Annotated in this window: 6 protein-coding genes; all 6 read right to left on the bottom strand. The window is 71.3% G+C overall.

The window, feature by feature from the left end; all coding sequences use genetic code 11:
* Window positions 1–26 precede the first annotated feature (26 nt).
* Window positions 27–2,564 carry an ABC transporter permease gene (locus ABEB28_RS36480; protein WP_345732851.1) on the bottom strand — a complete coding sequence of 846 codons (2,538 nt, stop codon included), beginning with the start codon at window positions 2,562–2,564 and terminating at the stop codon, window positions 27–29.
* Window positions 2,564–3,349, bottom strand: coding sequence for an ABC transporter ATP-binding protein (locus tag ABEB28_RS36475; protein ID WP_345732850.1), 786 nt, complete (start codon window positions 3,347–3,349; stop codon window positions 2,564–2,566). Before ABEB28_RS36475 ends, ABEB28_RS36480 begins: the two co-directional genes overlap by 1 nt.
* Window positions 3,350–3,560: 211 nt before the next feature.
* Window positions 3,561–4,289, bottom strand: coding sequence for a Clp protease N-terminal domain-containing protein (locus ABEB28_RS36470; RefSeq protein ID WP_345732849.1), 729 nt, complete (start codon window positions 4,287–4,289; stop codon window positions 3,561–3,563).
* Between the two features lie 53 nt (window positions 4,290–4,342).
* Window positions 4,343–5,026: a response regulator gene (locus ABEB28_RS36465; protein WP_345732848.1), complete on the bottom strand. Its 684-nt coding sequence runs from the start codon at window positions 5,024–5,026 to the stop codon at window positions 4,343–4,345.
* 16 nt (window positions 5,027–5,042) lie between these two features.
* Window positions 5,043–6,608, bottom strand: a complete 1,566-nt coding sequence (locus ABEB28_RS36460; RefSeq protein ID WP_345732847.1) for a sensor histidine kinase — start codon at window positions 6,606–6,608, stop codon at window positions 5,043–5,045.
* A gap of 626 nt (window positions 6,609–7,234) precedes the next feature.
* Window positions 7,235–8,299 (bottom strand): RecB family exonuclease, encoded by a 1,065-nt coding sequence (locus ABEB28_RS36455; RefSeq protein ID WP_345732846.1) that lies wholly within the window; start codon window positions 8,297–8,299, stop codon window positions 7,235–7,237.
* Window positions 8,300–8,801 lie beyond the last annotated feature (502 nt).

Below are 8,801 nucleotides of genomic sequence, written 5' to 3'. Positions count from 1 at the left end.
CGGGAGACCCGGCCACCGCGGCGACCTCACTCGTACGAGATGGCCGCCAGGACGTTGAGCCGAGCCGCGCGCAGCGCCGGTAGCAGCGCCGCGATCACCCCGACCAGCACCGACAGGATCAGGTACGTACCCATCTGGCCCCACGGCAGGGCGAAGTGCGTCAGGCCCTCGTTCTTGAGCGCCTGAACGATCGCCGCGCCCAGGCCGACCCCGACGACGATGCCCAGCAGCGCGCCGAACACCGAGATCACGATCGACTCCACCGTGATCATCCGGGTGGTCTGCGAGCGACGCAGGCCGATCGCCCGCAGCAGACCCAGCTCTCGGGTCCGCTCGATCACCGACAGCGCCAGCGTGTTCACGATGCCGAGGATCGCGATCAGGATCGCCAGCGCGAGCAGGATCTGCACGAACGTCAGGATCGTGTCGAACTGCCCGGTGATCTGGTCGATGAACGCGCTCTGGTCCTGCACGTTCACCTCCGGGCTGTCCGCGAGCAGCGTCTTGACCTCGGCCTCGACGTCCTTCACCGAGGCGCCGTCCTCGACCTTCACGAACGCCTGCGACGGCTGGGCGATCTGGAAGTTCTTCGCCGCCGACTCGCCGGTCATGAAGCCGCCGACGGCATCGTTCTGCTCGTAGATGCCGACGATCTCGTAGTTCTGCGCGTCGCCGCGGACCTGCTGGACCGGCACTTCGTCGCCGACCTGCAGGTTCTCGTCCTTGGCCGTCTCCTCGTCGACGATGATCTGGTTCGCGCCGACCCGGTCGATCTCCCCGGACTTGGCCTTCAACCCGATCAACTGCGCAGTCGCCGCCGGGTCGCTCATCGCGGCCAGGTAGCTGTTCTCGTTGTTGATCTGCGCCGGGCCGAGGTAGAAGCCCGCGACCGCTTCGACGCCGTCGGTCTGCTCGATCTTGTCGAGCGTGGCCACGTCGAACGTCGGCGGCTGGGCGCTGGTCTGCTGCCCGGAGATGATCAGCTCGGCGTTGAGCGTCTCGCCGACCGCGGACGAGATGCTCTTGCTCGCCGACGCCACGATCGTGCTGACGCCGGTGACCAGCGCGATGCTGACCATCAGCGCGGCCGCGGTGATGGCGGTCCGCCGCGGGTTGCGGGCGGAGTTGCGCCGGCCCAGCTGCCCCGGCACCGACCAGGCGAAGATCCGGCCCAGCAGCGAGACGATCGGGCGGCTGATGATCGGCGTCAGCAGCGCGACCCCGATGAACACCAGCAGGACGCCGCCGAGCAGACCCCAGAGCGCGTTGTCCGCGCTGCTGAACAGGCCCCACGCCATGATCGCGGCACCGACGGCGAAGATCGCGCCGCCGATCGACGTGATCTTGGTGAGCGGCTTGTCCGGCGTGGCGGCGTCCCGCATCGCGGCGATCGGCGGGATCCGGGACGCCCGGATCGCCGGGAACAGCGCCGCGACCAGCGTGACACCGGTACCGACGATGAACGACGCGATGATCGCGGTGATCGGCACGGTCAGCTTCAGATCGATGTTCGCGCCACCGAAGTTGCCGAACACCGCGCCGAGCGCCGCGCCGACGCCGATGCCGGCGAGCAGGCCGAGCACCGAGGCGAGCACACCGATCACCAGCGCCTCGAACATCACCGACCGGATCACCTGGCCCCGGGCCGCACCCATCGCGCGGAACAGCGCCAGCTCCCGGGTGCGCTGGGCGACCAGCATCGAGAACGTGTTGAGGATCAGGAAGATACCGACGAACAACGCGACGCCGGCGAAGCCCAGGAAGATGTAGTTGACGAAGCTGAGCGCTTCCTCGATGTCCGCGGAGTTCGCGTCGTTGATCTCGTCCCGCGTCCGGACGATGTAGTCGCTGCCGACGACACCCTCGATCGTCGTCTTCAGCTCCTCCTGGCTGACGCCGTCCTCGGCGACCAGCTGGACGTCGGTCCAGGTGCCCTGCTCACCGAGCATCAGGTCGCGGGCGACCGGCAGCGTGAACGCGACGATCTGCGAACCACCGAGCGTGTCCCGGTCGCCGCTGTACCCGAAGATACCGACGAGCGTGAACTCCTTCTTCGGCTGCAGCGTCAGGATGCCGACCGTGTCGCCGAGCTCGAAGCCGAGCGCCTTCGCGATCGAGGCGTCGACCGCGACCTCGTTCGGCGCGGTCGGACCGCGGCCCTCCCGCAGCTCGATCAGGCCGTCCTCGCCGCCCCAGTTGGAGCCGTAGCGCGGCGCGAACGACGGCGCGACCTTGCCGTCCTTACCGATCACCCGAGCACCGTCGACGAACACCGACGGGGTGACCTTGGCGACGCCTGGCGCCGCCTCGATCTCCTTCACGACCGACTCGGGGATCGTCGCGGACGCCGAGTCGGCCGACTCGACCTCGAGGTTCGGCTTCGCGTTCACCTGGACGTCGATGCTGCTGTTGATCTCGGTGAAGAGCGAGTCGTACGACTTCGACAGCGACGACGTCATCACGATCGAGCCGGCCACGAACATCACCCCGAGAACCACGGCGAACGCGGAGAGCGTCAGCCGTAGCTTCCGGGAGAGCAGGCTCTTGAGTGTGGCGCGGAACATCAGGCGGCCCCGAACGTGTCCAGTGCCTTCATCTTGTCCAGGACTCGCTCGCTCGTCGGGTCGGCCATCTCGTCGACGATCTGTCCGTCGGCGAGGAACACGACCCGGTCGGCGTAGGACGCCGCGTTCGGGTCGTGGGTGACCATGACGATCGTCTGGCCGAAGTCGCGGACCGAGTTCTGCAGGAACTGCAGCACCTCGGCGCCCGAGCGGGAGTCGAGGTTACCGGTCGGCTCGTCGGCGAAGACCACGTCGGGACGAGAGACGAGCGCCCGCGCGCAGGCCACTCGCTGCTGCTGTCCACCGGAGAGCTGCGTCGGCCGGTGCTTCAGCCGGTCGCCGAGGCCCACGGTCTTGATGACGGTGGCCATCCACTCCGGATCCGGCTTCCGCTTGCCGATGTTGAGCGGCAGCGTGATGTTCTCCTCGGCGGTGAGCGTCGGCAGCAGGTTGAACTGCTGGAAGATGAAGCCCACCTTCTCCCGGCGCAGAAGCGTTAATCCCTTGTCGCCCAGCGTGTCCACCCGGGTGCCGCCGATGAAGACCTCGCCGCGGGAGATGGAGTCCAGCCCGGCCAGGCAGTGCATCAGCGTCGACTTGCCGGACCCGGAGGGGCCCATGATCGCGGTGAACTTGCCCCGCTCGAACTCGGCGGTGACGCCGGCGAGCGCGTTCACCCTGGTGTCCTCGGTGTTTCCGTAGACTTTCCACACGTCGACCGCCCGCGCAGCGGCGATACTGCCGACGGCGTCGCCTGTCGATGAGTCGGTCAGCGGCGTTGTCACAGCCCTCTCCGTCCCGTTTCTTTCGAGGGCGCGCCATTACACAGCGCGCCCTTAACCCCGTGTGCTGTTGTTTGCAGCCTCCACCACAACGTAAGGGGAGACTCAAGGAGTATTCGTCGTCGTACGGTCTGGTCCTGATGTACGACCTAGGGGGGACACCGACCCCTGGGCCACTCTCAGGGTTCCCCTGAGCCGTAGTCTCTTCGACGACTCATTCCTGCGTCGGAGCGGCCGCTGCGGCCGCCGAGACGGCTTCCGCGATGAACGGCTCGACGCCCGCCTTCGTCACGCCGAGGCCGCTGAGGACGCCGTCGCCGTCCTCGTGCTCCAGCAGGGCGAGCAGCAGGTGCTCGGTGCCGACGTAGTTGTGGCCGAGACGCAGCGCTTCCCGGAACGTCAGTTCGAGCACCTTCTTGGCCTCGCCGTTGAACGGGATCAGCGCCGGGACCGTCTCCGCGGCCGGGGGCACCGTGGGCGTTACGGCGGCGCGGACGGCGTCCAGAGTGACGCCGGTAGCGACGAGCGCTTTGCCCGCGATCGCGTCCGGCTCGGTCAGCAACCCGATCACGAGGTGCGCCGGGGTGATCTCGGCGTTGTGGGCGTCGCGGGCCGCCTCCTGCGCCGCGACGACGACGTGCCGCGCCCGCTGGGTGAAGCGCCCGAAGCCGGCCGACGGGTCGAGCGCGGACTCCTTCGGGGTGAACCGCTTCTGCGCCGCCTGCTTGGTCACGCCCATGCTGCGGCCGATGTCGGTCCAGGACGCGCCGGTCCGGCGAGCCTGGTCGACGAAGTGGCCGATCAGGTGATCGGCGACCTCGCCCAGGGATTCGGCGGTCATCACCGCGGTGGAGAGCTGCTCCAGGGGGTCGTCGTGCACCTTCTTGATGCCGGCGATCAAGCTGTCGAGTCCAACGCTGGGGGGCATCTGTGGTGTGGTCATGCGTCAACCCTAGGTTGACGCTCCAGTGGCGTCAACCCGAGGTTGACGATGATTCAGGACTGTGGCCGGACCAACCCGGTTTCGTACGCGAGGATCACCGCTTGGACGCGGTCGCGCAGGCCCAGCTTGGTCAGCACGTGACCGACGTGGGTCTTGACGGTGGTCTCGCTGACGAACAACTCGCGGGCGATCTCGCCGTTCGACCGGCCGCGCGCCATCAACGTCAACACCTCCTGCTCCCGCTCGGTGAGCGCGGACAGCGGCCCGCGCCGGTCGACGCCGGGCTCGGGCAGGCGATCGGCGAACTGGTCGAGCAGCCGACGGAGGATGCGCGGCGAGACGACGGCGTCCCCGGCCGCGACCGTGCGGATCCCGGTGATCAGCTCCTCGGCGGGGACGTCCTTGGACAGGAAGCCGCTGGCGCCCGCCCGCAGCGCGCCCACCACGTACTCGTCCAGGTCGAACGTCGTCAGCACCAGGACGCGGCTGGGCAGCCCGGCGGCGACGATCGCGCGGGTGGCGGCCACCCCGTCCAGCCGGGGCATCCGCACGTCCATCAGGACCACCGACGGCAGCAGTCGCCGGGTCAGCTCGACGGCCTCCACGCCGTCGCCTGCCTCGCCGACGACGTCGAGGTCCGGCTCGGCGCCGAGCACCATCCGGAAGCCGGTGCGGAGCAGCGGTTGGTCGTCGGCCAGGAGAACCTGGATCCGTCGGGATGCAGCGGGGTCGGTCACTTCGCCCTCTCGTAGCTCAGTCTCTCTGCGGCGTGGAGATCTCCACGGACGGTGGTGCCTGCGGTATCTCCTGGGCGGGCGCGGTGTCCGGCCGCTGGTCGCTCGTCCGGGACGGCCGGAGCGGGCTGTCGAGGGGCAACCGGGCCGAGACCTGAAAGCCGCCCCCGGGCCGTGCGCCGGTCCGCAGCGTCCCACCGTAGAGCGCGACCCGCTCCCGCATCCCCACCAGGCCGTGGCCCAGGCGCCTGGCGCCCAGTGCCGGCCCGTGCCCGTCGTCGGTCACCGTGATCCGGACGCCGTCGACGGCGAACTCCAGCGTGACCCGGGCGTGGGCGGCGCCGGCGTGTTTGAGCGTGTTCGTCAGCGCCTCCTGGACCACCCGGAAGACCGTCAGGTCGACGCCGGGTTCCAGGTCCGGCGCGGACCCGATGACGGTCAGCGCCACCGGGAGCCCGGCCTCGCGGACCTGCTCGACGAGGTGCTCCAGCCCGGCCACTCCGGGAGCGGGCGGCGGCGGCTCCTCGGGGGCGCGCTCGTCGTCGGAGCGCAGGACGTCGAGCAGTCGGCGCATCTCCCGCAGGCTGGCCCGTCCGGTGTCCTCGATCGTGCGCAGCGCCTCGTCGGCGGCGTCCGGATCGCGGCGGAGCATCCGCCGGGCGCCGGTGGCCAGGACGCCCATCACGCTCACGTGGTGGGCGACCATGTCGTGCAGCTCGCGGGCGATCCGGCGGCGTTCCTCGAGCACGGCCTGGCGGGCTGCGGTCTCGCGGTTGAGCTCGGCCACGCGCGCCCGCTCCTCCAGCGCCGCGGTGTACGCCCGCCGAGTGAACACCGTCCTCCCCAGGAAGAAGCAGGCGAGCAACGCCAGCAACCCGGCCGAGACGGTGGCCCAGCGGGGTCCGCTCGGCCCCGGTCCGACCAGCCCGACCGCTGCGCCGCAGGCACCCAGCGCCAGCGTCGCGAGCACGGCCTGGCGCAGCGGAGCCAGCGCGGCGCGGGTGTACGCGACGATCAGCGCGGCGACCGCGACCGAGCCCATGCTCGCGGCCCGACCCTCGGCCAGCAGCATGACGGCGCACACCAGCCCGACCGAGACGAGCGGGGCGATCCGGCGCAGTGCGACCGGGACGACACCCGCGACGACCACCCCGATCGCCCAGCCGAGGCCGCCCTCGGCGCGCAGCGGACCCGGCTCGACCGGGCCGGCGACGACCGCGAACAGCAGGAGGATCGCCCCGGCGAGCGCGGTGTCGATGCCGAGCGCGCGCCAGAACTCCGCGTCGCGCCAGAACGGGGTGGTGGGCTCGTACGTCTCGTCGGTTCCGTCCGGTGCGTCGTCGCGCCGGGGGTGAGCGGGTCGTGGGTCCTTCCGCCGTGGGTCGCCCAGCCGTGGGTCGCCGGGCTGGGGGTCGCCTGGCTGGGGGTCGCCGGGCTTGTGGTCGCCGGGCCGGGGGTCGCCGGGCCGGGGGTCGCCCGGCCGTGGGTCGCCCGGCCGTGGGTCGCCGGGGCGTGCGTCGCGTCGCAGGGCCGGGGCGAGCGGCCTGGCGGCGAGGCGCGCCACGGAGGGCCAGAGGAACCGCATGGCACTCATCTTTGCCGACCGGTCCTGGCGCGCTGATGCCCGTGGGGCGGACGCGGCCACCGCGACCCGGGTGGGGGGTGCTGAGCGTCGCCGCGGGGGCGAGTCTGCGCGGGGCGCGTCTGCGCGGGGGCGAGTCTGCGCGGGGGCGAGTCTGCGCGGGGGCGAGTCTGCGCGGGGGCGAGTCAGCGCGGGGTGCCAGTCAGCGCGGGGTGCCAGTCAGCGCGGGGTGCCAGTCAGCGCGGGGTGCCAGTCAGCGCGGGGTGCCAGTCAACACGGGGTGCCAGTCAACACGGGGTGCCAGTCAACACGGGGTGCCGGTTAGCGCGGGGTGCCGGTAAGCGCGGCCGGGGCCAGCGTGTGCGGCGGCACGGATCGCGCGGCGGCGTCGGCAGAGGGAGCCGAGCGGTGCTGTGGGAATGCGTCTGGGTGGCGCGCTCGGAAACCACCGGGCGCCGCGGTGGCGAAACATCGGGGGTGGCGCGGCAGGACCGCGTCGCGGTTGCGCGTTGAGGGAATCCTGCCGGGCGGTGTGGCCCGGCAGGGTGATCGTCCGGCGCGGGGGGTCATTGGGCGGTTCGGCGTGACGGTCGGCCGGCGCGGGGCGGGTTGACGGGGCGTCGGCGGGATCAGTCGTCGGCGGCGGGGGTGGTGACCGACTCGGTGAGCGGAGGCAGGACCTCCGGGAACGGCGGGGGCGTGCCGCCGTGCGCCGGGCAGAGCGCCTGGTGGTCGCACCAGCCACAGAGCGGACCGGGATTGGCGCGGAAGTCGCGTGCGGCGGTGGCCCGGTCGATCGCGGCCCAGATCGCCTGCAGCGTCCGCTCGAACCGCAGCAGCTCGTCGGGGTCGGGGGCATAGTCGAGTACCTCCCGGTCGCCCAGGTAGAGCAGCCGGAGCAGCCGAGGTACCACGCCCCGGGTCCGCCAGATGACCAGCGCGTAGAACTTGAGCTGGAACATCGCCTTGCCCTCGAACGACTCGCGGGGTGCGGCGCCGGTCTTGTAGTCGACCACCCGGATGTCGCCGCTCGGTGCCACGTCGATGCGGTCGACGAACCCCCGCAGCCGCAGCCCGGAGTCGAGCACCACCTCGACCAGCCGCTCGCGCTCGGCCGGTGCGAGCCGGTTCGGATCTTCCAGCGTGAAGTAGGCCGAGAGCAGCGACCGGGCGGACGCCAGCCAGTCGGTGAGCGCTTCCGGCGTCTCGAACAGTTCGGTGAGCTCCGGCGCGTCGGCGCTGAGCCGGCTCCACTCCGGCTCCAGGAGCGCCTCCGCCGCGGCCGGCGACCGCTGCCCGGCCGGCAGGTCGAAGAGCCGCTCCAGAACGGCGTGGACGAGCGTGCCGCGGGTGGCGGCGATGCTCGGACGCTCGGGCAGCCGGTCGATGCTGCGGAAGCGGTAGAGCAGCGGGCAGGTCTTGAAGTCCGAGGCCCGTGACGGTGAGAGCGATCCGATGATCGTCAGCCCGGGCCGCCCGTCGGGCGTGGGGGCCGTGCCAGCGGGTACCGGGGCGGGGTTCGTGGGTGCGGGCGCTGCGCTCGCGGAAGCTGCGGTCACGGATGTCGGGTTGGTGGGTGCCGGGCCGTCGGGGGACCCGGCATCTCGCGGCGCCGGAGCGGGTGAGGCGCTCCCGGCCGAGGGCGGGGTCGTCGCGCCCGGGGTGGGGCACGGGTCGGCGGCGGTGGCACTCATGTCGGCCAGGTTAGGGGAGCCCCCCGACACTTCGCCGCACTCACCTCGGACCGGTGGATAACTCCGCGTCCCGCGGCCGGTGCCGTTTGCGGCGAGGCGGTTTTCCCGAAAGTCCGCTTCAACGGGGCACCTGTAGAGGTGGTCTTCCCGAAATCGATATCGCCGGGCCCCGGTAGAGGTTGTGTTCCCGAAAATCGGCTCCGCTCGCGTCGGCGGATTCCTCGATCGTGGCGAAGTCTCCGGAGCGGAGTGTTTGGCGGGCACCGGCGGGAGCGCCCGCTGCGCCGCGGCGGGCGTCCGCTCGCAACGACGCCTGTGCTGGGCGTGAACCCTGGCTGGCATGCGGCCAGCGGGGGATGGTTGTCGCCTTTCCGGGTGCCTGCCGAGGTGGCTGTCGCGCTTCGCGTGCCATGGTCCGGAATGCACGACAACCACTTCGCCCGGTACCCGGAGAGCGCGACATCCACGTGGTGTGTCGGCCGGGAAGCGCGACATCCACGTG

This window comes from Cryptosporangium minutisporangium (assembly GCF_039536245.1).
GTDB lineage: Bacteria > Actinomycetota > Actinomycetes > Mycobacteriales > Cryptosporangiaceae > Cryptosporangium > Cryptosporangium minutisporangium.
The sequence above is the reverse complement of the archived record's forward strand: the minus strand, read 5'-3'. Positions and strand labels throughout refer to the sequence as shown.